Raw genomic sequence first — 25,354 nt, forward strand, 5'->3', positions numbered from 1 at the left:
CCGCACGCGCGCTCGATTACGCTGGAGGGGTGTCCCGCCTCCGCCCTTCCGCCGCGCTCACGGCCGTCCTGGGGCTTCTCCTCCTCACCGGCTGCGGCACCTCGTCCGTGTCGCTCACCGCAGCCCCCGACGCGAACGACCCGCTGTGCGCGGAGGTGACCGTGCGGCTTCCCTCCACCGTCGACGGCGCCGACCGGCGCTGGACCGACGCGCAGGCGACCGCCGCGTGGGGCGATCCGACGGCTGTCATCCTCACCTGCGGCGTCACGCCGCCGGGACCCACCGAGGCCCGCTGCATCACCATCGGCGGCGTGGACTGGATCGTCGACGAGTCGCAGGCGCCGCGCTACCGCATCACGACGTACGGCCGCACTCCCGCGGTGGAGGTGTTCGTCGACAACGAGCAGGTCTCGCCGAACGAAGTGCTCTCGCGGTTCGCCCCGTACATCGTCGACACGCTCCCGCGTGAGCGGCAGTGCACCGAGACGGCCGAGCTGCTCAGCTGACCCGGTCGCCCGCCAGTTCGATCAGCTCGGTGATCAGCTCGGGATAGGTCATGCCCGACGCGATCCAGCAGCGTGGGAACATCGAGATCGGCGTGAACCCGGGCATGGTGTTCACCTCGTTCACGAAGAACTCGGTGCCGGTGTAGAAGAAGTCCACCCGCGCGAGCCCTTCCCCGCCCAGCGCCTCGAACGCGCGCGCCGCCACGCGCTGCATCTCGGCGAGCTCGCCCTCGTAGAGCTCTGCCGGGCAGACCAGGTCGACACCCGCGGCGTCGAGGTACTTCGCCTCGAAGTCGTAGAACGCGCGACCGGTGACGACGATCTCACCGGGCACGCTCACCCGCACGGGGCCACCGTCGCGCCCGGGCAGCACGCCGCATTCGACCTCGCGGCCCACCACCGCCTGCTCGATCAGGGCGGTGGAATCCTCCGCGAACGCCACCTCGAGGGCTGTGTCGAGCTCGTCCCAGCTCTCCACCTTCGACACTCCGACGCTGGAGCCGGCGCGGTTGGGCTTGACGAACACGGGAAGCCCCAGCGAGCGCACCTGAGGCATCCACCGGGAACGGTCACGGTCGTACTCGACGCGGCTCAGGTGACGCCAGGGAACGACCGGAACCCCGGCAGCCTGCAGCACGCTCTTGGTGACGTGCTTGTCCATGCCGATCGCGGACATCAGCACGCCCCCGCCGACGTAGGGAAGGCCCAGCAGCTCCAGCATCCCCTGGATCGTGCCGTCCTCGCCGAAGCGGCCGTGCAGGATCGGGAACACCACATCGACGTCGCCGAGGCTCTCCTCGGTGCCGTCCGGGCGCACCACCCGCAGCTCGCGGGACAGCGTGGAATCCGGCCACCGGATGCGGGTGCCGTTGTCGGCGACCACGGGCAGGGCGCCGTGGGTCAGGGTGAAGCGGTCGGGGTCGTCGTGCTCGAGCACGAACGCGCCGTCGTGCGTGATCCCGATCGGAATGACCCGGAAGCGGTCGCGGTCAATCGCCCGCAGCACTCCTCCCGCCGTTGCGCAGCTGATCGAGTGCTCGCTGGAGCGACCTCCAAAAAGCACCGCCACTGCCGGCTTGTCCATGCTGCGTCCTCTCGCCCTGGGGCTGATCGTCGTCGGTGGTGAGGTGGGGGGCGATGTCGCGCGGCTGCATCGTGCCGTCGAGCACCATCTTCACCTGTTCCACGATGGGCATCGGGATGCCCGCCTCGCGGGCCAGCTGCAGGACCGGCGCGACCGAGCCGAGACCCTCGGCCGTCTGATCCATCTGCCTGACCACGTCCTGGAAGCTGTACCCCTGGCCGAGCAGTCGCCCGGCGGTGTTGTTGCGGCTCAGCGGCGACTGGCACGTGGCGATGAGGTCGCCGAGCCCCGCCAGTCCCTGCAGCGTCTCGGGCTGCGCCCCCTGCGCCACCGCGAAGTCGGTCATCTCGACCAGTCCGCGCGTGATGATCGACGCCTTCGTGTTCTCGCCGTACCCCACGCCGTCGACGATGCCGATCGCCACGGCGATGAGGTTCTTCAGCACGCCGCCGAACTCGGTGCCGATGACATCGGTGTTCACGAACGTGCGGAAATAGCGGTTGCGGGCACGGCGGGCCACCGCGTCGGCGGTCTCCCGGCTGATGGAGGAGATGACGGCGGCCGTGGGCTGCTCACGGGCGATCTCGAGGGCGAGGTTGGGGCCGGATGCCACAGCGATGCGCATCGGGTCGCAGCGCAGCTCCTGCTCGATCACCTGGCTCATCCGCAGGCCCGTGCGCTTCTCGACGCCCTTCATCAGCGAAACGATCGGCACGTCGGTGCCCGCGACGAGCGGGCGCAGCGCCTTGAGGTTCGCGCGCGCCGTCTGGCTCGGGATCGACAGGTAGACCTGCGTCGCCCCGTCCAGCGCCTCGGCGAGGTGGTGCGTGGCCGACATGCTGCGGGGCAGGTTGATGCCGGGGAGGTACTGGCTGTTGCGCTTGGCCTCATCGATCTCATGCGCAAGCTCGGGCCGGCGCGCCCACATCACGACGTGGGCGCCGCCGTCGGCGAGGATCTTGCCGAAAGTGGTGCCCCAGCTGCCGGCGCCGATGACCGCGACGCGCGGCGCGGCATCCGTTCTACGACTCAAGGCGACCTGTCTCCTTCTGCCCGTGGATCGCCGGATCCCACCGTTCGGCGGGCGGGGTCTCCCCGCGCAGGCGCCCCTGGAGCTCGGCGATGTCGGACATCACGACGTCGGTCGCCTCGACGAGGGCGGTGTGCTGAGTCGCACGCCCGGCGTAGGCGCTGAGGTCGACGGGCGGGCCGACCAGGATGCGCACGCGCTTGCGCGGCGGCCAGAGGCTCAGCTTGCCGTACCGCGGCAGGATGCGCTGCACGCCCCAGGTGGCCATCGGGATCACGGGGAGCCCACCGGCCAGGGCCACCCGCACTGCGCCGGTCTTGCCGCGCATGGGCCACAGGTCGGGGTCTCGCGTGAGCGACCCCTCCGGGTACACGATCACGCCGTTGCCCTCGGAGATGAGCCGCTCGGCCGTCTCGATCGTCTGCTTGGCGGTGCTGGCGGAGCCTGCTCGCGAGACCGGGACCATACCGGTCGCGCGCAGCGCCCAGCCCAGCACCGGGACGCGGAAGAGTCCTTCCTTCACCATGAAGCGCGGCGCGCGGCCCAGTCGCCAGGTCGCGACGGCCACGACGACCGGGTCGAACTCGCTGTAGTGGTTCGGGGCGAGGACGTAGGCGCCTTCCATCGGGAGGTTCTCGCCTCCCTCGATCTCGATGCGCGCCATCAGCCCCGCGATGGGCACGACGACGCCCGCGAGCGGCCAGAAGACGCTGGGACGCGTCTTCTCCGGCGATGCGCGACGTGTACGGGCCACGGTCATCCGATGACGTCGAAGTCGGCGCCCAGCGCGCGCAGCTTGTCGAAGAGGTTCTCGTAGCCGCGCCGGATGATCCCGACGTTGTGCACGATCGACTCCCCCGAGGCGGTCAGGGCGGCGATGACGTGGCTGTAGCCCCCACGCAGATCGGGCACCACGATCTCGGCGCCGTGCAGGGGCGTCGGACCGGTGATGACCGCGGCCTGCTCCAGCGCCCGGCGCGGCACGCGACGGTACTCGCCTTCCAGCCCCTCGGGGTGCACGACGATGTCGGCGCCCATCTTCACCAGGGCGTCGGTGAACCCGAACCGGTTCTCGTACACCGTCTCGTGCACGACCGAAGTGCCCTCGGCCTGGGTGAGCGCCACGATGAGCGGCTGCTGCCAGTCGGTCATGAAGCCGGGGTGCACGTCGGTCTCGACCACGACGGGCTTGAGGGGTCCACCGCGGTAGAAGCGGATGCCCTCCTCGCCGATGTCGAACGCGCCGCCGGCCTTGCGGAAGATGTTGAGGAACGTCAGCATGTCCTGCTGCCGGGCGCCGCCGACGAAGATGTCGCCGTCGGTGGCCAGGGCGGCCGCCGCCCACGATGCGGCCTCGTTGCGGTCGAAGATGCAGCGGTGGTCGTAGCCGGTGAGCGTGTCGACGCCCTCGATGAAGATGACCCGGTTGGGCTCGTACGAGATGATGGCGCCCATCTTCTGCAGTACGCCGATGAGGTCCATGATCTCGGGCTCGATGGCGGCGTTGCGCAGCTCGGTGGTCCCCTTCGCACGCACAGCCGTCAGCAGCACCTGCTCGGTCGCGCCCACGCTCGGGTACGGCAGCTCGATGTCGGCTCCGTGCAGTCCGTCCGGAGCGGACAGGCGGATGCCGCTGGGCAGCTTCTCCACGACTGCGCCGAAGCGGCGCAGCGCGTCGAGGTGGAAGTTGATGGGACGGTCGCCGATACGGCATCCGCCGAGGTCCGGGATGAACGCCTGCCCCAGCAGGTGCAGCAGCGGCCCGCAGAAGAGGATCGGGATGCGCGAGGACCCGGCGTGCGCGTCGATCTCCTCGAAGTGCGCGGACTTCGCCGCACTCGGGTCGAGAACGAGACTGCCCGCCTCTTCGCCGTCCTCGACGCGCACCCCGTGCACCTCGAGGAGCGAGCGCACGACCTGCACATCGCTGATGTCCGGCACGTCGCGCAGGACGCTGACGCTCTCCCCGAGCAGGGCGGCGACCATCGCCTTCGTGGCGAGGTTCTTCGCCCCGGTCACGTCGACGCGTCCCACCAGCGCGCGTCCCCCGCGGATGGCGATCGTATCGCCGGTCACTGCCTGCAACTGTCCTTCCGACTCCTCTGTCGCCGACCGGTTCTCGCTGCGGAGTGACTTCATGCGGTGGACCTCACTTGGTAGCTACCGGACCGGAAGGGTCCGTGGGCGCCACGCCTCGCGGCGGGCTTCGAACTGTGCGATGGCTTCTTCGTCGCGCAGCGTCAGCCCGATGTCATCCAGACCTTCGAGCAGGCGCCATCTAGTGTAATCATCGATGTCGAACGCGAGCTCCAGGTCACCGATGGTGGCCGTTCGCGCCGTGAGATCGACGGTCATGGTCGCTCCGGGCTGCGCCTGGGCGACCGCCCAGATCGCCTCGATGCCCGCCTCGTCGATGACGCCCGTCACCAGTCCCTGCTTGCCCGCGTTGCCGCGGAAGATGTCGGCGAACCGCGGGCTGAGCACGACGCGGAACCCGTAGTCGCGCAGCGCCCAGACGGCGTGCTCGCGACTCGAACCGGTGCCGAAGTCGGGCCCGGCGACGAGGATCGATGCGCTGCGGTACGCGGGCTGGTTGAGCACGAAGTCGGGGTCCTGCCGCCAGCTGGAGAACAGCGCATCCTCGAAGCCGGTCTTCGTGACCCGCTTGAGGTAGACCGCGGGGATGATCTGGTCGGTGTCGACGGCGGAGCGCGTCAGCGGGGCGACGATACCGGTGTGGGTGGTGAACTTCTCCATGTCAGACCTCCACTGACTCGAACGCCGGCAGATCGCTGGGGCTCGCGAGGCGACCCAGCACGGCGGTGGCCGCGGCCACCAGGGGCGACACCAGGTGGGTGCGTCCGCCCTTGCCCTGCCGTCCCTCGAAGTTGCGGTTGCTGGTCGAGGCGCAGCGCTCGCCCGGAGCCAGCTGGTCGGGGTTCATGCCCAGGCACATCGAGCAGCCGGCGAAGCGCCACTCGGCGCCGAAATCGAGGAAGATCTGGTGCAGTCCCTCGGCCTCCGCTTCGAGCCGCACCCGTGCGGACCCGGGGACGACCATGACGCGCACTCCCTCGGCCTTCGTCCGGCCCTGCACGACCGAGGCGAACGCGCGCAGATCCTCGATGCGGCTGTTGGTGCAGGAGCCCATGAAGACGGCATCCACCGGCACCTCCTTGAGCGGAGTGCCGGGGACGAGGTCCATGTACTCCAGCGCACGGCGCGCGGCGGCCTGCTCGTTCGGGTCCGGGAAGTCCTCGGGCGCCGGAACGACGTCACTGAGCGACACGCCCTGACCAGGGTTGGTGCCCCAGGTCACGAACGGCTCGAGGGCATCGGCGTCGAGGAAGACCTCGGCGTCGTAGACGGCGCCCTCGTCGCTCGGGAGCGTGCGCCAGTAGGCGACCGCATCCTCCCAGTCCTGGCCGGTCGGAGCGTGCTGCCGGCCCTTCAGGTAGGCGAACGTCGTCTCGTCGGGAGCGACCATGCCGGCGCGGGCGCCCGCCTCGATCGACATGTTGCAGATCGTCATGCGGCCCTCCATGGAGAGGGAGCGGATCGCGCTGCCGCGGAACTCGAGCACGTAGCCCTGTCCCCCGTTGGTGCCGATCTTGGCGATGACGGCGAGGATGATGTCCTTCGCCGTGACGCCGGGCTTGAGCTCGCCCTCCACGGTGATCGCCATGGTCTTGAACGGCTTCAGCGGCAGCGTCTGGGTGGCCAGCACGTGCTCCACCTCGCTGGTGCCGATGCCGAACGCCATCGCGCCGAACGCGCCGTGGGTCGACGTGTGCGAGTCGCCGCAGACGACGGTGATGCCCGGCATGGTCAGCCCGAGCTGGGGACCCACCACGTGCACGATCCCCTGCTCCTTGTCGCCGAGCGGATGCAGTCGCACCCCGAACTCGGCGGCGTTGCGCCGCAGGGTCTCGATCTGGGTGCGGCTGGTGAGGTCGGCGATCGGCTTGTCGATGTCGAGCGTCGGGGTGTTGTGGTCCTCGGTGGCGATGGTGAGGTCGAGGCGGCGCACCGGGCGCCCCTCGGCGCGCAGACCGTCGAAGGCCTGCGGGCTCGTCACCTCGTGCACCAGGTGCAGGTCGATGTAGATGAGGTCGGGTCGACCGTCCTCGCCTTTGACCACGACGTGGTCGTCCCACACCTTCTCGGCCAGGGTGCGGGGGGTGTCGGGGATCGACGGGGCGGCTGTGCTCATGACTGCGCTGCTCTCCTTGCGAAGCGGATCAAGCCCACCATGGACTCCGCGACGAGGAAGGGCTCAGGACGAGGCCTCGTCGCGGCCGCTAAGGAGAAGGCGAGCGATCCGCACGGGGCCACATTAGCACCGTGCGGATCGCTCGCCGCGTCATGTGTCAGCGCTCCGTGCGCTCCGTGCGCTCGTCGGTCGTCGGGTCGGCCGGTTCCGCCGGCTCCTCGACCGTCGGCGGCGTGCGGTGCTCGGCCGCCACGGCGGCGGCGGCGTCGACGGGGGTCTCCGCCTTGCGCTCCCGCGACGACGCGATGAGGCTCGCGACGGTGGCGACGGTCATCGAGGCGACGATGACGCCCAGCGACATCCAGGTGGAGATGTCGGGCACCCACTCGATGTGCTCACCGCCGTTGATGAACGGGAGCTCGTTCTCGTGCATCGCGTGGAAGATGAGCTTGACCCCGATGAAGGCGAGGATGAACGCGATGCCGTAGTGCAGGTACTTCAAGCGGTCGAGCAGGCCGCCCAGCAGGAAGTACAGCTGGCGCAGGCCCATGAGGGCGAAGATGTTCGCGGTGAAGACGATGAACGGGTCCTGCGTGATGCCGAAGATCGCGGGGATCGAGTCCAGCGCGAAGAGCAGGTCGGTCATTCCGATCGCGACGAAGACGATGATCATGGGCGTGAAGATGCGCTTGCCGTCCACGACCGTGCGCACCTTGGCGCCGTCGTACTCGTCGCTGATGGCCACGCGCCGGCGGACCAGCCGCACGACGAAGCTCTCCTTCTTCTCCTCGTCATCGTGGTCGCCGCCCGGGAAGGCCTGCTTCCACGCGGTGTAGATGAGGAACGCGCCGAACAGGTAGAAGATCGGCAGGAACTGCTCGATGATCACCGCACCGAGCAGGATGAAGATGCCGCGCAGCACCAGCGCGATGATGATGCCGACCATCAGCACCTTCTGCTGGTACTGCCGCGGGACGGCGAACTGACCCATGATCAGCACGAAGACGAAGAGGTTGTCGATCGACAGGCTGTACTCGGTCAGCCAGCCGGCGACGAACTGCCCGGTGACATCGGGGCTTCCCGTGACGCCGAACAGGATGAATGCGAACACGATCGCCAGCGCGACGTAGAAGACGACCCAGAGGGTGGACTCCTTCGTCGAGGGGATGTGCGGCCGCTTGATGATCAGCAGCAGATCGGCGATGAGGATCGTGAGCAGCACGACGAACGCGCTGATCTCGAACCAAAGGGGGATCTCGAAGCCCATGGAAGCCTTTCGGAGGGTGCGGTGGATGCCGAAAGTCTCTCCCCCGCAGAATGCGGCGCGCACCCGGGGCCACTCGATCGGGGCCCGTGATGACGGAGGCGCGAGGACGGGATACTCCCTCTCGTTCGCACAAGGATACAGCCGTGTCGCATCCGGCATCCCCCATCTGAGACGATCGGCGCACGGCCGACACTGAACCGGTGAGAGACGAGAGGGTGCGCATGGGCGACGAACGCGACGACGCGGCGCTGGTGGCCGCCGCCGCAGGGGGGGTCGGAAGAGGCGTTCCGCGCGCTCTACCGCGCCTATGTGCGGCCGGTGTACTGGCTCGCGCACGGCCTGGTGGGCAGTGTGGCCGACGCCGAAGACGTCACGCAGGAGACCTTCCTCACGGCCTGGCGCAAGCTCCCCGAGCTGCAGCTGGCCGGCGACTCGCTGCTGCCGTGGCTCGTGACGATCTGCCGCTTCCAGTGCGCGAACCGCGTGCGACGACTGCGTCGCGACCGCGAGCGTGCCGCCGGCACGGTCGACGAGACGCTTCCGGACACGGTCGACGTCACGGAGCTGGTGATCGGCCGCGACCTCGCCGAGCGCATCGTCGGCGCGGTGGCCGGGATGTCGGCGCTCGACCGGGAGATCTTCCGGCTCTGCGCTGCCGAGGGACACGCCTACCAGGCCGCGGCGCAGCAGCTGGGCGTCGGTCACGGCGTCGTGCGCAACCGTCTCTCCCGCATTCGCATGAGACTGCGGACCGAACTGGGAACGGAGAGCGCATGACCCCCACGACACCCCCCGGGACGGATGCCGCCCCGGGCCTGCCCACCCTGGATGACGCGACGGTGGCACGCATGGAGGAGGACCTGTTCGCGCGGATCCACGGCGAACCCCGCGTAGAGGCGGGCGTTCGCCCCGCCGCAGGCGGACGCACGGCCGCGCAGCGCCGGCGAAGCTGGCTGGTCGCCGGCGGAGCCGCGGCGGCCGTCGTGATCGTGGCCGCGGTGATCGCACCGGGCGTGACCGGTCTGCTGCGGGGCGACTCGGCCGCGGACAGCGGGGCGATCGACGGCGCCTGGTCGACGACGACCGAGAGCGATGCGGTCATGCCCGCTCCCGGTGCGGTCGACGACAGCGCGGAGGTCGCGCGCGACGACGCCGCCGGCGCCGCGGGCGAGGCCGCTCAGGGGCGCGAGGTGATCGCGACTGCCTCGGCGACGCTCGAGGTCGGCTCGGGCGCGAGGGCCGCCGCCGACGCGCTCGCGGCGATCTCCGCCGGGGCCGAGGCCTCCGGCGGCTTCGTGGAATCGCTCAGCGTGGGCCGCGCCGGTTCCGTCATGGAGTCCGACGGCGGGTACGTCGACGAGTACGGCGATGTCGCACGGTACTCCGACCCGTACCTGCCGGTCGTGTCGGACACCTGGATCACGGTGCGGGTGCCTGCGGCGGAGCTGACCGCCACGATGGAGGGCCTCGACGAGCTCGGCGAGGTCACGGCATCCCGCGTGTCGCGTCAGGACGTCACGACCGAGGCGGTGGACCTGCGCGCGCGGGTGGCATCCGCCGAGGCGTCGGTGGAGCGCCTCACCGCGCTGTTGACCGAGTCGGGGTCGCTGGCGGATCTGATCGCCGCGGAGGACGCGCTCGCCGAGCGCCAGGCGGAGCTGGAGTCGCTGCGGGGCCAGCTGGAATACCTCGACGCCCAGGTCTCGCTGTCGTCGCTGACGGTCAGCATCGTGACCCCCGCCGAGCGCGTCGAAGCCGACCCGGCGGGGTTCACCGACGGCGTGCTGGCGGGGTGGAACGGCCTCGTGGCCGCGCTGAACGGCCTCGTGCTCGCGCTGGGCTTCCTGCTGCCGTGGCTGGCCGTCATCGGGGTGGCCGCCGTCGCGGTGTGGCTCATCCGTCGCGCTGTGCTCCGCCGGCGTTCCCCCACCCCACCCTCCGCCGAGCGCTGAGCGCTGAGCGCTGAGCGCCGAGCGCCGAGCGCCGAGCGCTGAGCGCTGAGCGCTGAGCGCTGAGCGCTGAGCGCTGAGACAGCATCTGGCGGACGAGACCGCGGTCATTACCCACGGTCTCATCCGCCAGATGCAGTCTCACGGTGCGCGGGGCGGGGCGGCGGTGGGCGTCGGGGCGTCGGAGGATGCCGGTATGCCGGAGGCGGGGGCGCGCAGGGCGCGGAGGGCGTAGAGGATCGTCGCGAGGTCGACCAGTTCCTGCACGAGTGCACCGACGACGGCGGGGATCACCCCCGTCATCGCGACGATCATCAGTGCGACGCTCAAGCCGATGCCGATCCAGATGGCGGTGAGCGCGACGCGCAGCGTGTGGCGGCCGATGACGACCGCCTCCGCCACGCGCGCCAGCGAGTCGACGGTGATGACCACGTCCGCGGCATCCCCCGCCGCCGTCGCGCCGCGCGCCCCCATCGCGACGCCGATGTCGGATGCCGCGAGCGCCGGGGCATCGTTGATGCCGTCGCCGACCATCATCGTCGGACGCGGGGTGAACGAGGCGACGAGGTGCACCTTCTCGGGCGGCAGCAGGTCGGCGTGCACCTCGTCGATCCCCAGCCGGTGCGCGATCGCCTCCGCGGTCGGCGCGGCGTCCCCCGTCAGCATCGCCACGCGCTCGATGCCGTGCGTGCGCAGCCACGCCACGACGTCGCGCGACTCCTCCCGTGCCGCGTCGGCGAGCAGCAGGGCGCCGGCGAACCGGCCGTCGACGGCGACGTACGCCGCCACCTGGCCGGGTTGCAGCTGCGGGCGCTCCACCGCCCCGGCGACGCCGGCCACGAACGCGGCCTTGCCCACGGCGACCTGGCGACCCGCCAGCACCGCGGACACGCCGTTGGTCGCGACCTCGCTGGCCTCCTGGGCGGGGAGCAGGGCCAGCCCGCGGGCGTCGGCGGCGGCGCGGATGCCCTCGGCGAGCACGTGCGAGGAGTACTGCTCCGCCGAAGCGGCCAGCTGCAGCACCTCGTCCGCGGTGAATCCCGGCGCCGGGAGCACGTCGACCAGCTCCGGGCGCCCCGCGGTGAGCGTGCCGGTCTTGTCGAAGCACACCGAGCGCACCCGGGCGAGCCGTTCGATCTGCGCCCCGCCCTTCACGATGATCCCGGACTTCGCGGCGCGCGACAGCCCGCCGAGGAACGCGATCGGCGCCGCCAGCAGCAGCGGGCACGGGGTCGCGAGCACCAGGACCTCTGCGAAGCGGGTCGAGTCGCCCGACAGCGCCCACGCGGTTCCCGCGAGCACCAGCGACACCGCGGTGAACGGCACGGCGAACCGGTCCGCGAGGCGCACGATGGGCGCCCGCGAGGTCTGCGCCGCCTCCACGAGCGCCACGATCTGCTGGTACTGACTGTCGGCGCTGCGCCGCACGGCCCGCAGCCGCACCGCCCGCGTGCCGTTGACGGCGCCGGAGTACACCTCCTCGCCGTCGGCACGGGTGACCGGAAGGCTCTCGCCGGTGAGCGAGGATTCGTCGAACGTGCCGGCATCCCCCACCACCACGCCGTCGACGGGGACGACCTCCGAGGGACGAACGACAAGCAGATCGCCGATCTCCACGTCGTCGACCGGGACGTCCCGTAGTTGCTCGCCATCGGTCCCGGCCGCGCCCGTGACGATGTGCGCCGTCCGCGGCGACCGGTCCAGCAGCGCCGTCAGGTCCCGCTGCGCGCGACGTGCGGCGAACTCCTCGAGCGCCTCGCCGCCGGAGAGCATCAGCACGATGATGAGCGAGGCGACGTACTCCCCCACCGCGAGGGTCGCCACCATGGCGACGACGGCGAGGATGTCCAGTCCCACGTGGCCCTGCAGCACGTCGCGCACCATGCGCACGAGGGTGAAGACGACGAAGGCGGCCACATAGACGGTCGCGACGACACGGGCCGCGCCGTCCGCGCCGCCCGCGGCCAGCGCCAGCACGACCCCGAGCGCCACGACGGAGAGCACGATCGCGCCGTACCGTCCCACCGTTCGCAACGTCATGCCGTCAGCATGCTCCGCGCGTGCACCGGCCGCCAGTGCGCACACCCGTGGAAAACCCGCGCGGGGAGGAGTCGCCTGCAGCCGGAGACGACAGAACCCCCCGGCGGTGACCGGGGGGTTCTGGGTGTTGTGACCCCAGCGGGATTCGAACCCGCGTTACCGCCGTGAGAGGGCGGCGTACTAGGCCGCTATACGATGGGGCCGTTTCGACAACCGTTAAAGTATGCCACGGACTGAATGTCCCGGCCAAATCGAGGCGCGCCCCGTTGCCCCCGGGCGTGTCGCACGGTTGACTGCCTGCATGCGAGTGACCAAGCACGAACACGCCTGCCTCCGCCTCGAGCGCGACGGGAAGACCCTCATCATCGACCCGGGCTCCTTCACGCTCCCCCTCACCGACGTGCGCGACCTCGTCGCGATCGTGCTGACGCACGAGCACCCCGACCACTGGACCCCCGACCACCTGGACCGGCTGCTGGCCGACGCTCCGGGAACGCCCATCCTGGCCCCGCAGGGGGTGGCGGCCGCCGCTCCGGGCTACGACATCACCGTCGTCTCCCCCGGCGACACCGTCACGGTCGAGCCGTTCCGCCTGACCTTCCACGGCGGCCGCCACGCGGTGATCCACGAGTCGATCCCGGTCATCGACAACGTGGGGGTGATGGTGGACGACGAGTTCTACTACCCGGGCGATTCGTACGCCGTGCCGAAGGGCGCCGACGTTCGGCTGCTGGCAGCGCCCGTCGGTGCGCCGTGGCTCAAGATCGGCGAGGCGATGGATTTCGTCCTGGCGGTGAAGCCGCACCGCGCCTTCGGCACGCACGACATGACCCTCTCCCGCATCGGTCTGCAGATGGGCCGCGCCCGACTGCAGTGGGCGACGGAGCAGGGTGGCGGCGAGTTCCTCGAGCTCGATCCAGGCGGCACCGCCGACCTGTGACAGCCACGGGCGGCTGACGCACCGCCCGTAGACGACGGATGCCGCGGGGTCTCCCCCGCGGCATCCGCATGTCCGGCGCGAGCCGGTGTCAGTGAGACATCACTGCGCGTCGAGATCCGTCTCCAGCAGCTGGACGAGCTCGTCCAGCGCCTGCTCGGCGCCGTCACCCTCTGCCTTCAGCGTCACGACGGTGCCGTGCGAGGCGCCCAGACCCATGAGCGACAGGATGCTGCCGGCGTTGAGGTCCGGTCCGCCCTCGACCGCGATGGTGACCGGGACGCTCTTCTCCTGCACCGCCTGCACGAAGAGCTTCGCGGGGCGGGCGTGCAGTCCGGAGCTGCTGGCGATCGTGGCCTGGCGTTCTGCCATGGGGTCCTCCTTGTGGGTGTCAAACGGTCGCCGGGACCCGGGCGGCAGGAGCAGCCTCGGCCTCGGCGTACTCCTTCGGCGCGACCCACTTCTTGAGGGCCACGACGATGAGCGCACTCACGACGGTACCTGCCGCCAGGGCGACCAGGAACCCCCAGATGGGGTCGATGGCGAAGAAGACGAAGATACCGCCGTGCGGGGCCCGCGACTCCACCGCGAAGAGCATGCTCAGGGCACCGGTGACGGCACCGCCGACCATCGTGGCGGGGATGACCCGCAGCGGGTCGGCCGCCGCGAACGGAATGGCTCCCTCGGAGATGAACGACGCGCCCAGCAGCCAGGCCGCCTTGCCGTTCTCCCGCTCGACCGGGGTGAACAGGTTGCGCGCCAGCACGGTCGACGCCAGCGCCATGGCCAGCGGCGGAACCATGCCCGCACACATCACGGCGGCCATGATCAGGTACGGCGTGGTGTTCGTCGCCGACGCGGTGCCGAGGCCGGCGACGGCGAACGCGTACGCCACCTTGTTCACCGGTCCGCCGAGGTCGAAGCACATCATGAGACCGACGATGACGCCCACCACCACGATGAGACCGGTGGCGGCGAGATCGTTGAGGCCGTTGGTCATCTGCTCCATCAGCCACGCGATCGGCCGGCCGAGGAACAGCACCATCAGTCCGGATGCCACGATCGAGCCGAGCAGCGGGATGATCACCACCGGCATGAGGCCGCGCAGCCAGCGCGGAGCGTCGAGACGCCCGAGCCACCACGCCACACCACCGGCGAGCAGACCGCCGACGATACCGCCGATGAAGCCCGCGTTCATGAGCACCGCCACCGCACCGGCGACGAAACCCGGCGCGATACCCGGCCGGTCGGCGATCGCGAAGGCGATGTAGCCGGCCAGCGCGGCGACGAGGAAGCTCATCGACGTGTTGCCGATCATGAAGAAGACCGAGCCCAGATACTGCCCGAGACCCCCCGCGGGAAGCTCCCACAGCGAGTTGGCGATGATCACGTTCGCCGCGTCGTTGCTGACCTCGTACCCGCCGAGGAGGAACCCGAGGGCCATCAGCAGACCGCCGCCGGCGACGAACGGGATCATGTAGCTGACGCCGGTCAGCAGCCACCGCTGGATGCTGGCGCCGGCGCCGGGGCGCTCGGCGGAGCCGCTGTCTGAGGAAGAGGAGGAGGCGGCGGCGCTCGAAACGCGGGAGGCGTTCGGATCCTTCGCCGCGGCGACGGCCTCTTCGATCATCTGCACCGGCTGCTCGATGCCGCGCTTCACGCCGGAGCGCACCACGGGCTTGCCGGCGAACCGCTGCGGCTCGCGCACGTCGACGTCGGTCGCGAAGATGACCGCGTCGGCGTTGTCGATGACGTCCTTGGGCAGTGCTTTGTAGCCGCTGGAGCCCTGCGGCTCGACGACGAGGTCGATGCCGGTCTTCTTTCCGGCGGCGCTGAGCGCGTCGGCCGCCATGAAGGTGTGGGCGATGCCTGTGGCGCACGCGGTGACCGCGACGATGCGGGCGGGCCGCCCGTCGACGGTGAGCTCGGGCGCGACACCGGAGTTCTGCGGGGCGGGGGGAACGGCGCCCTCCGCCTGGGGAGCGGTCGCCGGGGCGGCCGTCGACGACGCTGCTGCAGACGCGGCGACCGGTGTCGGCTCCTCAGCGGCCTCCTCCCCGATCGCACGACGCACGATGTGCACCACGTCCTCCGCGCTGGCGGCGGATCGCAGCGCCGAGGTGAAGTCCTCCTGCATCAGCGAACGGGCGAGCTTGGACAGCACGGCCAGGTGCGCCTCTGCCGCCCCTTCGGGCGCGGCGATGAGGAACACCAGATCGGCGGGACCGTCGGGGGCGCCGAACGGCACGCCCGGGTTCAGCCGGGCGAATGCCAGCGATGCCTGCGTCACCGCGGCGCTCTTGGCGTGCGGGATGGCGATGCCGCCGGGAAGCCCGGTCTCGTCCTTCTGCTCACGGGCCCACGCGTCGGCCGCGAGGGCGTCGGGGTCGGTCGCGCGTCCCTGCGCCGCGACACGCGCGGCGAGGGCTTGGATGACGGCGCGCTTGTCGTCGCCCAGCGGTTCGTCGAGGCTGACGAGGTCGGCGGTGATGGTATCGGTCATGATGACCTCCAAGGGTCGGAAGGTGGGTCAGTCGTCGATGGTCCGCACCGGCACCTCGCCGGTGGGAAGGTCGGAGGGCCGGGGCGCTTGCGTGCCCGGCAGGGAGGCGGCGGCGGCGCCGTAGCGGATCGAGCTGCGCAGCCGCTCGCCGGGTTCGGCGCCGCGGGAGTCGGCGATGAGATAGCCCGCCAGCGAGCTGTCGCCGGCGCCGACCGTGGAGTGCACGCGGATGCGCGGCGGCCGCCCCGCCCATGCCCCTTCGCCGGTGACGAGCACCGCACCGTCGCCGCCGAGCGTCACCAGCGCCGCGCCGACCCGCTCCGGGACCAGTCGCCGGGCGACCGGCAGCACGGCGGTGACGAGATCGGCCTCGGGGTCCAGGGCGATGCCGGCGAGGTCGGCGAGCTCGTGCTCGTTCGGCTTGATGAGATCGGGCCGACCGTGCGCCACGACCGCGGCCAGCGCCGGCCCCGAGGTGTCGACGGCGATGCGGGGTGCGGCATCAGCCCAGCGCCGCCGAACGGCGTCGATGACCTCCACGTAGAAGTCGTCGGGAACCCCGGGGGGAAGCGATCCCGCCAGCACGAGCCACTGCGCGCCCGCCGTGGCCTCGACGACCGCGTCGACCACGGCCGCGCGCTCGTCGTCACGGAGCGAGGCGCCGCGGAGGTTCACCTTGGTGGTCTCGCCCTCCGGGTCGGTGATCGTGATGTTCGCGCGGGCATGACCGACGACGGGCACCGTGACGACGGGGATCCCGGTGCCGTGGAGCGCGACCGCGAACGGGTCGTCGGCCGCCAGCGGCAGCAGCGCCAGAGTGGGCACATCGGATGCCGCGGCCACCCGCGAGACGTTGATGCCCTTGCCGCCGGCATCCTCCCGAGCGCCCCGTGCGACCTGCACGCCCCCGACCTCGAGCGGGGCGGCGAGCTCGACGGTGCGGTCCAATGAGGGATTGGCGGTGAGTGTGACGATCATGCGGTCCACACCTCCGTTCCCGCTTCCTCCAGCGCCGCGCCGAGCGCGGCGCCGGGGGTTCGGTCGGCTACGACCACGTCGATGTCGTCCAGACCGGCGAAGGCGACCAGCAGCTCGGCGTCGAACTTCTGGGCATCGCTGACGACGACCACGCGGCGCGCGCTCTGAACGATCGCCCGCTTGACGGCCGCCTCCTCGGGGTCGGGCGTGCTGAGCCCGAACCCGGCGGAGATCCCGTTGGTGCCGATGAAGGCGACATCGGGCCGCAGCCCTTCTACGGCGCGCACGGTGTGGGAACCGACAGCGGCCCCTGTCAGGCCGCGCACCCGACCGCCGATGACGGTGAGCGAGAGACGGGGTGAGCCGGCGAGCACGGCGGCGATGGTCATCGCGTGGGTGACGACCTCGGCGGTGCCGTCGGTCTCGGCCAGCCGGGTGGGCAGGAGAGCAGCCAGCGCGGCGGTGGTGGTGCCTGCGTCGAGGTAGATCGAGCCACGGAACCCGTCGCCCAGCACGTCGAGCGCGCGTTCCGCGATCTCCTGCTTCGCCGCACCTCGGACGGACGCCCGCTCGGCGAGTGACGGCTCGGCCAGGCTCATCCGCTCGCGGGCGACCGCGCCGCCGTGCACCCGCCGCAGGGCACCTGCCCGCTCGAGCTGGTCGAGGTCGCGCCGCACCGTCTCGGTGGTCACGCCGAAGCGCTCCGCGAGATCGACCACGGCGACACGGCCGTCCTGCGAGACCATTCGCTCGATGAGCTGGTGGCGTTCCATCGCGTACACGGCGGTCCTTTCGAGGGGCTGGCCACACGTTACAACACAACCACAGACAGTAACAAGAGCATCCATCTGTGTTTATGTGGGAGTTTGCTGGACATCTCTGGACGGCTCCGCACGGTCCCATCCGCGACACGCGGCGAGGTTTGTACATTTCCTCTAAGCAACTGAGTCCCGGCATCTGTGGAACTTAGTCCCAGCGTGCAGATCCTCACAGATGGAGTTCGCGTGCGACACCGCACTGCTACGTTCGGGCCACCCTTACGGGCGAACCAGTGTCGGTCGTCCTTCGTCCCGCCTGTCCTGCAGGCGCACACACCCGGAGTCTCAATGTCGAGAACCTCACAGCACACCCATGGCCTGGGGCTGCGCATCAGCGTCGCGGTCCTGGCCTTCCTCCTGGCCGCCATGACCGTGCTCTACCTCGTCACGGTCAACAAGCTCAGCGACGGCGCGATGCAGCTGGCATCCGGCGCATCGCAGGCCGACGACGGTTCGCGTCAGCTGAGCGAAGGCGCGACGACGCTTTCGCAGGGCGCGCGCACGCTGGCCGACGGCGCCTCAGAGCTCGATGCGGGTGCGGCCCGCGCCGCCGCCGGCGCGAAGTCGCTCGCCGACGGCGCGACCTCGGCGGCAGAGGGCGCCACGACCCTCGCCGACGGTGCGTCGTCGCTGTCGACCGGCGCCGCCACCGCCGCCTCCGGCGCCTCCCGAGTCGCCTCCGGTGCCGCGAACGCCGCGGCCGGGGCCGCTCGTCTGCAGGCAGGGGCCGGCGACGCCGCCGTCGGGGCGAACACCCTCGCCACGGGCGCGGACGACCTCGAGACGGGCGCCCAGCGCCTGTTCAACGGCGCGGCGGATGCCGTGGCCGGCAGCGAGGAACTGCAGGTGGGCGCGGCAGAGGCCGCAGTCGGAGCCGGAGACCTGGCAGCGAAGAGCAAGGACCTCGCCGCCGCCGTCGTCGGTGCCCAGTCCTATGCCCAGGGGATTCTGGACGTGTCGACCCCGCTCCGTGGCAACGTCGGCAGCGCGAAGACGCTCGCGAACGAGCTGGCCACGCTGCTCGCGGCCAGCCCGAGCGACCCGGCGGCCATCAACAGCACACTCACCGCCCTGCTCACCGAGATCGGGACCGCCGACGCACGAGCCACAGGCGTTGCGGGCACGGCACATCTCCTGGTCAACGGAGACTCGGCAACACGCTTCCCGGGCACGGCCGACCTCGCCCACATCGAGCGCGGTGCGCCCGCGCTGGCGACCGGCGCAGAGCGACTCTCGGTCGGCGCGGGTCGGGTCAGTGCGGGTGCGACGAAGCTGAACGCGGGAATCGACCAGCTGCACGCGGGTGCCGCCGCTCTGGCTACGGGGAGCGCGCGGGTCAGCGCCGGCGCGGACACTCTTGCGGCGGGCGTCCGCACCCTCGCCGACGGCGCCTCCGCCCTCGCTACCGGAACCGGCACCCTCGCCTCAGGCGCCGCAACGCTGGATGCCGGCACGCAGAACCTGTGGACGGGAGCCGATCGTCTGCTCGCCGGTGCAGGAAACCTTGCGACCGGCACGGACACGCTCGCCACGGGCGCAGGAAGCCTCGTCGAGGGCGTCACGACGCTTGCCGACGGTTCCACCGCGGTGGCGGACGGTGCCCAGTCGCTGGCGTCGGGCAGCGCCGAGCTCACCACCGGCGCGGGCGCACTCGCCGACGGCAACGGGCGGCTCGCCGCCGGCAGCGACGAGCTGCACGCCGGAGCCTCGGGCGCCGTGCCTGGCCTCATGCCCTGGGTGCTCGGCATCGGCCTGGCGGGCCTCGTCGCCCTCGGCTTCTGGGTCGGGCACCGCCTCACCTACCGCGGTCGCATGACCGCGACCGCGTAACCCGTCCCGGGGTGCCGGCCCGCATGCGCCGGCACCCCGGGAGGAGCTGACCGTCGACCGGCGGGTGCCCGATTCGGGGCGCCCGCCGGTCGACGTGCCGGCGGGGTCACCGCCCCCGGTCAGGGCTGCTCGAGCCACACCTCGACGGTGCCGTCCCGGGCAAGGAGGCGAGCGAACGAACCGTCGACAGATCCGTGGGCGGGGCCCGTCGGGCCTCTCCGCCCCAGCATCAGATCGACCGTCGGGTGCACCCGTCCGCGGCCGCATCCGAAGTCCACGAAGCCGTGCTCCCCGCCCACGATCAGGCACTCATCACCCCGGGAGCCGGTGAACGTGTAGACCTGCATTCCGCGATAGACCTCGTAGGCGACCAGATCCGTGCTGCGGCCGAACCCGAGGAAGTCGAGGATGCCGGTCTGCTCGATCTCCTCCGACATCTCGGCGTGCGCCCCGGGCAGGAGGACCGCGTCGGGACCCGGCGGCGTGAACTCGACCGACAGCCCGCCACCGATGAGCGCACAGCCGAGCACCGCGGCGGCTGCGATCCCTCCGCTCCGACGCGAAGGTCGCACGGAACGAGGCGCCGGCGCGCCCGCCGGCGGACCCGCCTCCTCTGCGGGCGCCTCGGCCGGGACGGGCGTCGGAGGTTCCTCCGCCCGCGGCTCACCGGGTGCGCGGGGCGGCGCCTCGAGTTCGCGCAGGCGCGCCAGGCCCGCGGCGTCTAGCGCTTCGGCGGCGGGACCATAGGCGCGCCGCTGGAGGGCGAGCAGCTCATCGGGCTCTTCGGGCAGCGTCGTCCGGGCGGGCACGTGCCCATTATGGCGGGTCGGCACCCACGGCGCAGAGGCCACGGGCACAGGTTGTACGTTTCTACGATCTCCCGTACGTTGGCAGCATGGATGACGACCCCGCGGACCTCCGCGACACGGTGACCGAGCTGATGGCGCGCGTGACGGCGCTGGAGGCGCGGCTGTCGCGACGAGACGAGCCCACCTCTCCCCCGCCCGATCCCGACAGCGCAGACGCCTTCTGGGCACTGCGCGGCGTTGAGGCCGAGCGCGCCGAGAATCCCTCTCTGGCCGACGGCATCGTCATGATCGTCGGGTCGCTGACCCTGCCCACCGGCGCCCCGGTCGCCTGGCAGCAGGGGGTCGCCACCGAAGGGCTGCTCGAGGCCGACTGGTCCGAGCATGCCGCCGCCTTGCAAGCGCTCGCGCACCCCGTGCGCCTGGAGCTGCTGCGCCGCATCCTCACCGGCACGACGACGACGGCGGAGCTCGCAGGCATCGACTCCCTCGGCACCACCGGCCAGCTGCACCACCACCTGCGTCAGCTCGTCTCCTCGGGATGGGTGCGCCAGAGCGGGCGCGGCAGCTACGAAGTGCCGGCGGCGCGCGTCGTGCCGCTGCTGTCGAGCCTGCTCGGGACCGGACGATGACCGCCGTCGGGCGTGCGCTGTATCGCGTGCGCGGACCGCTCTACTACGCCGCGGCACTGGTGCTGATCAGCGGCGTGGTGTGGGGTCTCCTCGTCGATGAGGGACCGGCCGATCGTGTGCGCCGCGCTCTCATGGGCATCGCGCTCGTGGTGGGCGTCGGGTGCGCCCTGCTGGCCTGGCTCGGCCCTCGCCTGCTGGTCGAGCAGTCCCCCCGCCGCGTGCGGGCACCCGTACGGGGCCGATGGGTCGCCGTCAACAGCCCCGCCTCCGCCGTCCCCAGCCACGGGGTGCGCGCATACGGCCAGGCGTATGCGATCGATCTCGTCTTCGACCCGCCCGAGCGGCCGCGGCCGGCATTCGGCGGCCCGCGGGCGATGCCCCCGGCATCGGACTACCCCGCCCTCGGCGAACCCGTGCACGCAATGATCGACGGGGTCGTCGTGCGGGCATCGGACTGGCGGCGCGACCACCGCGCCCGCGCGAACACCGCCGGGCTGGCGTACATGATCGCCGAAGGGATGCTGCGGGAGATCGGCGGCCCGGGATTCATCGTCGGCAACCACGTCACCATCCGAGGCGATGACGGCGTCTACGCACTCGTGGCCCACCTGCAGCAGGACTCGGTGACCGTTCGCCGGGGTGAGCGCGTGATCGCGGGGCAGCAGATCGGCCGCTGCGGAAACTCGGGCAACACGAGCGAGCCGCACGTGCACGCCCAGCTGATGGACCGCGCGTCGCTGTGGACCGCGCAAGGTGTGCCCCTCGCGTTCGCCGGCATCCACACCTCAGGCGCCTCGGAGCCGTTCGACGGTGTTCCCGCGAACGAGGAGTACCTGCTGGCGAGATGACGGCGTGAATCCGAAAGGGCGGTGCGCGACCGGCGCGCACCGCCCTTTCGGATTGTTCAGAGGGTCCACCTCCAGTCGTGCTGCCACACGCGGATCCGCTCATCGATGAACGTCTTCGATGGGAAGGGCAGCTTGAACTTCCAGATCTCGAGCTTTCCGAACACGCGCCCGGTGGCCCCGACCCCCATCTCCACGTGCAGGTCCACCATGCGGCCCGACGGCAGCATGTTGGTGTGGGTGAGCGTGCCCCGGGCGTCGGCTCGCGGCTTGAACTCCAGCTGCGGTCCGAGGTAGCCGTAGATCATCGAGCTGACCAGCACGGTGGGACCTGCGCTGAGCGACCCGCTCAGCTCAGCCGTGCCCGCAGCATCCACTCCGTCCACGATGGGCGAGAGCGTCTGCGAGCCGTGACGGGTGAGGTAGACGTACGAGTCGAGCCCCCGATAGCGGAAGCCCACTTCGTCCTGGCGCCGGAAGCCCACGTCCGTCACGTGCACGTTCGCCTGCAGGTCCACCTCCATGTCCACCGTCACGGTGATGGTGTTTTTGAAGACGACCGGCACCGGCCCGATCCACACCGTGAACTCACCGAGCGACACCTTGTCCAGCGGCTTGGCCAGCTGCAGCTTGCGCTTGACCGAGCCGTTCGCGGCGAGCTCGACGTCGACCGAGGTGTCCGCCACTGCGCTGACGGACAGCTCGCGCACGTCCACCCCCTTGGGGATGTACTTCCACTTGTACGAGACCCGGATGTCGACCACGGTGTGGATGTCGACCGTCAGGTCGAGCTCGACGTGCAGGAACGCCTCGAACAGCTGCGGGACGTTCTGCCTGATGACGCGCTCACGGACCGTGTCGATCTGCGCAGGCGTGTACTCGCCGGTCGACTGCACAACCACGTTGCCTGAGCCTGACCCGGAGCCCGCGATGATGTAGAACCCGGGGGTGGCCCGGTACCGCACCTTCTTGTCGCTCACGCCCTGCAACGGCGGGTCCTCGACCAGCACGCCGCCGCCCGAGGCGTCGTCGCGCACCTCGACGTCGAGCAGCTCGCCCGTCGCGGGGTCGGTCGCCGTCGCGGCGAGGGGCTCATCGAGCGCGGTCAGCGAGGGAGCGGTGTCCTCGGTCGCCGTCATGGGCGTGGTGGCGACGTGCTGCGCATCGAGGATGGCATCGACGATCTGCGCCGCCACGGTGGTGACGACCCACACGTCGTCGCGTCGTTCGATGCGCTGCACCTCACCCAGGAAGCCGTCCGTGAAACCGGGGGCGACCGGCGATACCAGGATGGCGCCGGGGAACACCTCCTCGGGGAGCTCGGCGAACTCGACGACGAACGGCTGCGCGGCGTTCGGGCGCGTCATGACGGGCACGCCGCTGTCGCCGGTGTTCACGATGAGCACGTCGGGGTGCACGGTGACGGTCGCGTCGCCCTCCACGATGGCGGAGATCCGCAGCGTCGCCGATGCGGCGTGCGAGGCCCCCGAGCGGTCGAAGACCGTGGCGGTGTAACGGTAGGTCCCATCCACGGGAGCACCGATCGTCGCCTCCCAGAGCAGGTCGCTCTCGCCCGCCGTAGCGGTGAGGTCGGCGTAGGTGATGAAGCCCCCGTCGGCGAGCTGGGAACGCTGCTCAGCGGTGATCGCCGGGGCATCGAGGATGTCGACCGCGATCTCGACCCGGTCGATCGCGGTGTCGCCCGGGGTGACCGTGCCGGCGAACGTGAAGAACCCGGTGGCGTTGAGGTCGACGCTCGCGTCGTCGGCGTGCGAGACGATGGCGATGGATGCCGCTTCGTCGCCCGCGGCGGGTTCGCCGAGGATCTCCCCCACCACGGTGACGGTGGCTGATGCGGCGCCGCGGCTCATGGTGAGCTGGGCCGGCGCGTCGGCGGGGATGAGCGCGAGCTGCGGGAGCGCACCGGCGCGCGGGTCGACCGCGATGCCGGCGGCTCGGCCGGAGACCCGGTCGCCGACCGAGATCGCCCCGAGCTTCGTGGCGGCCTCGGCCTGCACCAGCGCGACCGTGTAGGCCACGTCCGCACCGGGATCCACCTCCAGCGGCACGCCCACCCCGGCACGCACCGCGACCTGCTCCGACGAGCAGTCGCACACGACCTCGAGCCCGCCCGCGGTGCTGACGGAGTCATGGTCGTCGTCGGCATCCGGTACCCAGCCGAGCGCCCAGACGCCCAGCGCGGCCTCGCCGGCGGTGACGGACGCCGCCACCGAGCCGAGCAGGTCGGGGGTGGCGATCGTGGTGAACACCGACATGCCCGCCGGAAGGTCCATCGCGACGTCGTCGAACGTCAGGGTCGTCGCCTCGCTCAGACCCACGGAAACCGTCACGTACGCCGCGCGCACGTTGTCGGCGGGGATGCCGCCGATGCCGGTGAGCGTGATGTGCGCGGGGTCCCCCGGCGTGATGACGCCGCCCCCGCCGCCCGTGCTCGCGTCCGCCAGGGCGACGGGACGGTCGAGTGTGACGGTCGAACCTGGAAGCCCCGGTGTGAGCAAGGTGTCGTCCTCGTCGTACACGGCGCCACGGCCGGAGACGCCGGCGATGAGCTCCACGCGCGCATCGACGGGCGTCGTCGCCCACAGCGGCGCCTCTCCGCCCGAGACACGTACCAGTGTCGTGGTGGAGCGAACGAGGCCGGGCTCCACGGACAGCACGGGGATCGAGTCGCCGGCGCCGCCGGTGAAGACCGTCACCGGATCGGTTCCTGCGGCCACGGTGATGCGCACGAGCGCGCCGGTGTGGCCGTGCACGCCCGCACCGAGCGCGACGCGCCCGGTGTCGTCGGTCGCCAGGGCCGATCCGAGCCCCAGAGCGGGCTCGACGGCGGGAAGCGTGCCGGTGTGGGCGGAGAAGACGACGGGGCCGACGCCCGTCGTCGCCGACGCCGGTGAGGCCGCGCCGCCGATGACGAGGGCGCCGGCGGCCGCGACGGCGAGAAGCCGCCTGATCGAGCGGGTGCGGGGAGCGCTCATGCCTGCGCCTCCCCTGTGCGGGCGCGGCGGGCACGGGCGACGAGGGTCGCCGCTCCGGCCGCGATGGCGCCGGCGCCGAGCGCCAGCCAGCCCAACGGCGCCTCGCCGCCGGTGCGCGCGAGGTCGCCCGTCGCGGCCGCCGGAGCGGCGCCGGAGGACCCTCCGTCTGCCGAACCGCCCCCGGAGCCGCCGTCGGTGGAGCCGCCCCCACCTCCGCCGCCCGAACCGCCGCCGTCGGCAGGCAGCTCGTGCCGGGTCTGGCCGATCACGGCTCCGGCGGCGTCGACGAACGTGAACGCCAGCGAAGCCGAGTCGGCCTGCGTGCTCACCTGAACCCCCACGCGCGCGGAGGCCACCGGCGTGATGACGGCGGACCGCCCGTACGGGGTGACGCCAAGGCTGAGCGGCGTGAGCGCGTCGTCATCGCGCCAGCGCAGCGCCAGTGCGGAGGTGGCCGCCGGCGCACCCTCCAGATCGACGATGATGCGCTCCGTCCCGGCGGGGACGGCGTCGACGACGATCTCGTCGACCGGCGCCGCAAGCGCGGCGGCCGGGGCGGCGACCGCGAGGCCGACCCCCAGCACGAGCGCGCTCGGCAGACAGATGTTGCGAGCCACGGTTCTCCTTTGCAGCGGTGAGGGACGACTGTGCCGATGCACTGCATCCAACTTTGGACTATACCCACTTTTAGCAACCGCTGCGTGGCAGGGACTCCGAGCACCGGACGTCCGCGCCGTGCTGACCATCCGCCCCCCTCGCGGCCCGACGACGTGCGGAGGCCGCGGCCACGGCACGTTGACGTGGCGAGGTGCAACGGACGGAGGCGGAGAAGCGGAGGCGCACTCGACACGGGCGTCACGAAGGAAAGCAAGAAGCCCGGTACTCCGCTAAGACGCGGATTCCCGGGCTTCTATTTCTTG

Annotated in this window: 23 protein-coding genes and 1 tRNA gene; 7 read left to right on the top strand and 17 right to left on the bottom strand. The window is 71.3% G+C overall.

Features of this window, described 5'->3' with window-relative positions; translation table 11 throughout:
- The first annotated feature begins 29 nt into the window (after positions 1-29).
- Entirely contained in the window at positions 30-506 is a 477-nt protein-coding gene (locus tag QNO26_RS08810) for a DUF3515 family protein (RefSeq protein ID WP_257530437.1), read from the top strand.
- Here QNO26_RS08810 and QNO26_RS08815 read toward each other — a convergent pair.
- From QNO26_RS08815 to QNO26_RS08845, 7 genes are all read right to left on the bottom strand, one after another.
- Positions 499-1,590 (bottom strand): D-alanine--D-alanine ligase family protein, encoded by a 1,092-nt coding sequence (locus QNO26_RS08815; protein WP_257530435.1) that lies wholly within the window; start codon positions 1,588-1,590, stop codon positions 499-501. The two genes, QNO26_RS08810 and QNO26_RS08815, sit on opposite strands and share 8 nt — an antisense overlap.
- Entirely contained in the window at positions 1,496-2,623 is a 1,128-nt protein-coding gene (locus QNO26_RS08820; protein ID WP_257530433.1) for an NAD(P)H-dependent glycerol-3-phosphate dehydrogenase, read from the bottom strand. Before QNO26_RS08820 ends, QNO26_RS08815 begins: the two co-directional genes overlap by 95 nt.
- Positions 2,613-3,380 (bottom strand): lysophospholipid acyltransferase family protein, encoded by a 768-nt coding sequence (locus QNO26_RS08825; RefSeq protein ID WP_257530431.1) that lies wholly within the window; start codon positions 3,378-3,380, stop codon positions 2,613-2,615. The genes QNO26_RS08820 and QNO26_RS08825 overlap by 11 nt, the downstream gene beginning before the upstream one ends.
- Positions 3,377-4,759: a UDP-N-acetylglucosamine 1-carboxyvinyltransferase gene (gene murA, locus QNO26_RS08830; RefSeq protein WP_257530429.1), complete on the bottom strand. Its 1,383-nt coding sequence runs from the start codon at positions 4,757-4,759 to the stop codon at positions 3,377-3,379. The genes QNO26_RS08825 and murA overlap by 4 nt, the downstream gene beginning before the upstream one ends.
- A 21-nt stretch (positions 4,760-4,780) precedes the next feature.
- Positions 4,781-5,377, bottom strand: coding sequence for a 3-isopropylmalate dehydratase small subunit (leuD, locus tag QNO26_RS08835; protein ID WP_257530427.1), 597 nt, complete (start codon positions 5,375-5,377; stop codon positions 4,781-4,783).
- A gap of 1 nt (position 5,378) precedes the next feature.
- Positions 5,379-6,833 carry a 3-isopropylmalate dehydratase large subunit gene (gene leuC / locus QNO26_RS08840; RefSeq protein ID WP_257530425.1) on the bottom strand — a complete coding sequence of 485 codons (1,455 nt, stop codon included), beginning with the start codon at positions 6,831-6,833 and terminating at the stop codon, positions 5,379-5,381.
- Between the two features lie 157 nt (positions 6,834-6,990).
- Complete coding sequence (locus tag QNO26_RS08845) at positions 6,991-8,100, bottom strand: TerC family protein (RefSeq protein ID WP_257530423.1); 1,110 nt, start codon at positions 8,098-8,100, stop codon at positions 6,991-6,993.
- Between the two features lie 318 nt (positions 8,101-8,418).
- Here QNO26_RS08845 and QNO26_RS08850 point away from each other — a divergent pair, with 318 nt between their 5' ends.
- Complete coding sequence (locus QNO26_RS08850) at positions 8,419-8,877, top strand: RNA polymerase sigma factor (protein ID WP_257638460.1); 459 nt, start codon at positions 8,419-8,421, stop codon at positions 8,875-8,877.
- On the top strand, positions 8,874-10,052 hold the full coding sequence (locus QNO26_RS08855) for a DUF4349 domain-containing protein (RefSeq protein ID WP_257530419.1): 1,179 nt from the start codon (positions 8,874-8,876) through the stop codon (positions 10,050-10,052). The genes QNO26_RS08850 and QNO26_RS08855 overlap by 4 nt, the downstream gene beginning before the upstream one ends.
- A 138-nt stretch (positions 10,053-10,190) precedes the next feature.
- On the opposite strand, the gene QNO26_RS08860 is transcribed toward QNO26_RS08855, so the two are convergent.
- Positions 10,191-12,089: a heavy metal translocating P-type ATPase gene (locus QNO26_RS08860; RefSeq protein WP_257530417.1), complete on the bottom strand. Its 1,899-nt coding sequence runs from the start codon at positions 12,087-12,089 to the stop codon at positions 10,191-10,193.
- 130 nt (positions 12,090-12,219) lie between these two features.
- Positions 12,220-12,292, bottom strand: a tRNA-Glu gene (locus QNO26_RS08865).
- Positions 12,293-12,390: 98 nt separating this feature from the next.
- On the opposite strand from QNO26_RS08865, the gene QNO26_RS08870 reads away from it, so the two are divergent.
- Positions 12,391-13,029 carry an MBL fold metallo-hydrolase gene (locus tag QNO26_RS08870; RefSeq protein ID WP_257530415.1) on the top strand — a complete coding sequence of 213 codons (639 nt, stop codon included), beginning with the start codon at positions 12,391-12,393 and terminating at the stop codon, positions 13,027-13,029.
- A 99-nt stretch (positions 13,030-13,128) separates the two neighbouring features.
- Here the strand turns inward: QNO26_RS08870 and QNO26_RS08875 are convergent, their stop codons facing one another.
- From QNO26_RS08875 to QNO26_RS14470, 5 genes are read right to left on the bottom strand one after another with little or no spacing between them, the layout of a single operon-like run.
- Entirely contained in the window at positions 13,129-13,398 is a 270-nt protein-coding gene (locus QNO26_RS08875; RefSeq protein ID WP_191717675.1) for an HPr family phosphocarrier protein, read from the bottom strand.
- Between the two features lie 19 nt (positions 13,399-13,417).
- On the bottom strand, positions 13,418-15,529 hold the full coding sequence (locus QNO26_RS08880; RefSeq protein ID WP_257530411.1) for a PTS fructose transporter subunit IIABC: 2,112 nt from the start codon (positions 15,527-15,529) through the stop codon (positions 13,418-13,420).
- 27 nt (positions 15,530-15,556) lie between these two features.
- A complete protein-coding gene (locus QNO26_RS08885) occupies positions 15,557-16,507 on the bottom strand; it encodes a 1-phosphofructokinase family hexose kinase (protein ID WP_257530409.1) in 951 nt (316 codons plus the stop codon).
- Positions 16,504-17,289: a DeoR/GlpR family DNA-binding transcription regulator gene (locus QNO26_RS08890; protein ID WP_257530408.1), complete on the bottom strand. Its 786-nt coding sequence runs from the start codon at positions 17,287-17,289 to the stop codon at positions 16,504-16,506. The genes QNO26_RS08885 and QNO26_RS08890 overlap by 4 nt, the downstream gene beginning before the upstream one ends.
- Before the next feature lie 29 nt (positions 17,290-17,318).
- The gene (locus tag QNO26_RS14470; protein WP_350310490.1) at positions 17,319-17,693 is read right to left on the bottom strand and encodes an OapA N-terminal domain-containing protein; all 375 of its coding nucleotides are present in this window, start codon (positions 17,691-17,693) and stop codon (positions 17,319-17,321) included.
- Between QNO26_RS14470 and QNO26_RS08895 the strand changes: the two genes are divergently transcribed.
- Positions 17,614-19,155, top strand: a complete 1,542-nt coding sequence (locus QNO26_RS08895; RefSeq protein WP_257530406.1) for a YhgE/Pip domain-containing protein — start codon at positions 17,614-17,616, stop codon at positions 19,153-19,155. The two genes, QNO26_RS14470 and QNO26_RS08895, sit on opposite strands and share 80 nt — an antisense overlap.
- Before the next feature lie 119 nt (positions 19,156-19,274).
- Here QNO26_RS08895 and QNO26_RS08900 read toward each other — a convergent pair whose 3' ends face one another.
- Positions 19,275-19,964, bottom strand: coding sequence for a hypothetical protein (locus QNO26_RS08900; protein ID WP_257530404.1), 690 nt, complete (start codon positions 19,962-19,964; stop codon positions 19,275-19,277).
- A gap of 86 nt (positions 19,965-20,050) precedes the next feature.
- On the opposite strand from QNO26_RS08900, the gene QNO26_RS08905 reads away from it, so the two are divergent.
- Positions 20,051-20,593, top strand: a complete 543-nt coding sequence (locus QNO26_RS08905; protein ID WP_257530402.1) for a helix-turn-helix domain-containing protein — start codon at positions 20,051-20,053, stop codon at positions 20,591-20,593.
- On the top strand, positions 20,590-21,441 hold the full coding sequence (locus QNO26_RS08910; RefSeq protein WP_257530400.1) for a M23 family metallopeptidase: 852 nt from the start codon (positions 20,590-20,592) through the stop codon (positions 21,439-21,441). Before QNO26_RS08905 ends, QNO26_RS08910 begins: the two co-directional genes overlap by 4 nt.
- 56 nt (positions 21,442-21,497) lie before the next feature.
- On the opposite strand, the gene QNO26_RS08915 is transcribed toward QNO26_RS08910, so the two are convergent.
- Complete coding sequence (locus tag QNO26_RS08915) at positions 21,498-24,434, bottom strand: hypothetical protein (protein ID WP_257638461.1); 2,937 nt, start codon at positions 24,432-24,434, stop codon at positions 21,498-21,500.
- The gene (locus QNO26_RS08920; RefSeq protein WP_257530396.1) at positions 24,431-25,051 is read right to left on the bottom strand and encodes a hypothetical protein; all 621 of its coding nucleotides are present in this window, start codon (positions 25,049-25,051) and stop codon (positions 24,431-24,433) included. The genes QNO26_RS08915 and QNO26_RS08920 overlap by 4 nt, the downstream gene beginning before the upstream one ends.
- Positions 25,052-25,354: the final 303 nt, after the last annotated feature.

Source organism: Microbacterium sp. zg-Y1090, assembly GCF_030246945.1.
GTDB lineage: Bacteria > Actinomycetota > Actinomycetes > Actinomycetales > Microbacteriaceae > Microbacterium > Microbacterium wangruii.

Coding starts and splice junctions, on each gene's coding strand:
- QNO26_RS08880 (WP_257530411.1), bottom strand. CDS start 15,529: ATGACCGATACCATCACCGCCGACCTCGTCAGCCTCGACGAACCGCTG.
- QNO26_RS08855 (WP_257530419.1), top strand. CDS start 8,874: ATGACCCCCACGACACCCCCCGGGACGGATGCCGCCCCGGGCCTGCCC.
- leuD (WP_257530427.1), bottom strand. CDS start 5,377: ATGGAGAAGTTCACCACCCACACCGGTATCGTCGCCCCGCTGACGCGC.
- QNO26_RS08895 (WP_257530406.1), top strand. CDS start 17,614: ATGTCGAGAACCTCACAGCACACCCATGGCCTGGGGCTGCGCATCAGC.
- QNO26_RS08905 (WP_257530402.1), top strand. CDS start 20,051: ATGGATGACGACCCCGCGGACCTCCGCGACACGGTGACCGAGCTGATG.
- leuC (WP_257530425.1), bottom strand. CDS start 6,833: ATGAGCACAGCCGCCCCGTCGATCCCCGACACCCCCCGCACCCTGGCC.
- QNO26_RS08875 (WP_191717675.1), bottom strand. CDS start 13,398: ATGGCAGAACGCCAGGCCACGATCGCCAGCAGCTCCGGACTGCACGCC.
- QNO26_RS08910 (WP_257530400.1), top strand. CDS start 20,590: ATGACCGCCGTCGGGCGTGCGCTGTATCGCGTGCGCGGACCGCTCTAC.
- QNO26_RS08845 (WP_257530423.1), bottom strand. CDS start 8,100: ATGGGCTTCGAGATCCCCCTTTGGTTCGAGATCAGCGCGTTCGTCGTG.
- QNO26_RS08860 (WP_257530417.1), bottom strand. CDS start 12,089: ATGACGTTGCGAACGGTGGGACGGTACGGCGCGATCGTGCTCTCCGTC.
- QNO26_RS08870 (WP_257530415.1), top strand. CDS start 12,391: ATGCGAGTGACCAAGCACGAACACGCCTGCCTCCGCCTCGAGCGCGAC.
- murA (WP_257530429.1), bottom strand. CDS start 4,759: ATGAAGTCACTCCGCAGCGAGAACCGGTCGGCGACAGAGGAGTCGGAA.
- QNO26_RS08815 (WP_257530435.1), bottom strand. CDS start 1,590: ATGGACAAGCCGGCAGTGGCGGTGCTTTTTGGAGGTCGCTCCAGCGAG.
- QNO26_RS08825 (WP_257530431.1), bottom strand. CDS start 3,380: ATGACCGTGGCCCGTACACGTCGCGCATCGCCGGAGAAGACGCGTCCC.
- QNO26_RS08885 (WP_257530409.1), bottom strand. CDS start 16,507: ATGATCGTCACACTCACCGCCAATCCCTCATTGGACCGCACCGTCGAG.
- QNO26_RS08915 (WP_257638461.1), bottom strand. CDS start 24,434: ATGAGCGCTCCCCGCACCCGCTCGATCAGGCGGCTTCTCGCCGTCGCG.
- QNO26_RS14470 (WP_350310490.1), bottom strand. CDS start 17,693: ATGGCGGCCAGGAGGAAGGCCAGGACCGCGACGCTGATGCGCAGCCCC.